This window comes from Nonomuraea sp. KM90 (genome assembly GCF_052246675.1).
In the GTDB taxonomy this organism is placed as follows: domain Bacteria; phylum Actinomycetota; class Actinomycetes; order Streptosporangiales; family Streptosporangiaceae; genus Nonomuraea.
On sequence record NZ_JBQQCB010000368.1, the window covers coordinates 1 to 1118 of the forward strand.

1 protein-coding gene is annotated in these 1118 nt (G+C 64.9%); it reads left to right on the forward strand.

Translation table 11 applies throughout. The features are described 5' to 3' along the window. Positions 1 to 229 precede the first annotated feature (229 nt). Positions 230 to 1078, forward strand: a complete 849-nt coding sequence (locus ACTWPW_RS64270; protein WP_443175053.1) for an IS5 family transposase — start codon at positions 230 to 232, stop codon at positions 1076 to 1078. Positions 1079 to 1118 lie beyond the last annotated feature (40 nt).

The window sequence follows — 1118 nt, forward strand, 5'->3', positions numbered from 1 at the left end:
CTGAGTGGGCATCCGATGATGACCTGTCATAGTTCGTCCAGATTTCGCCCTGGCCCGAGATGTAGGGATTGAGCAGTATTCACCGCATTCAGCCTCCTCAAGGAGGGGCCAGCGAGCTGGCATTTTGTCTGATGAGACACCTCCTGCCCATCCGATCTCGGGATGCCCTCGAATCGCCCAACTCGACAGGTGCGGGCCTTCTGCGGCGACAGTTGCTACCACGAGGGCTATGACCTCACGCCGCCCATACCCCTCGGATCTGTCCGATGCCCGCTGGGCGTTAATCGAGCCGACCCTGAGCGCCTGGCGAGCCGCACGCATGCAGGCTCGCGCGCGGGCCGGGATCACCGTCGCCGACCCGTCGACCAGCCTGCGCGACATCTTCGACGCCATCCTCTACGTCAACCGCACCGGGATCGCCTGGAAGTACCTGCCCCACGACTTCCCACCCCGCACGACCGTGTACTACTACTTCTCCGCCTGGGCCAAGGAAGGCATCTTCGAGCAGTTAGGCATCGAACTGACCGGCCTGGCGCGCACCAAGGAAGGACGCCAACCCGAGCCCAGCGCCTGCGTCATCGACAGCCAGAGCGTCAAGACCTCCACCAATGTCCCCCTCGACACCCAAGGTATCGACGCAGCCAAGAAGATCGTCGGCCGCAAACGGGGCATCCTGACCGACACCCTCGGCCTGCTCCTGGCCATCACCGTCGCCGCCGCCGACCTGTCCGACAACGCCATCGGCAAGACCCTGCTCACCCAAGCCAGCCGCACCTATCCCACGATCACCAAGGCCTGGGTGGACACCGGCTTCAAGAACGCCGCCGTCGAACACGGCGCCCGCCTGGGCATCGACGTCGAGGTCGTCCCACGCCGCTCCGACCAGCCCGGATTCCACGTCGTCAAACGCCGTTGGGTCGTCGAACGCACCCTGGGCTGGCTCATGCTCCACCGCCGGCTCGCCCGCGACTACGAGACCCGGCCAGACCACGCCGCAGCCATGATCCGCCTGGCCTCCATCGACAACCTCGCCCGACGCGTAACCGGCGAAACCACCCCAACCTGGCGAAACGCGTAACTGGCAATCAACCACAAACTTCGCTCTTCAGACGCCCTCT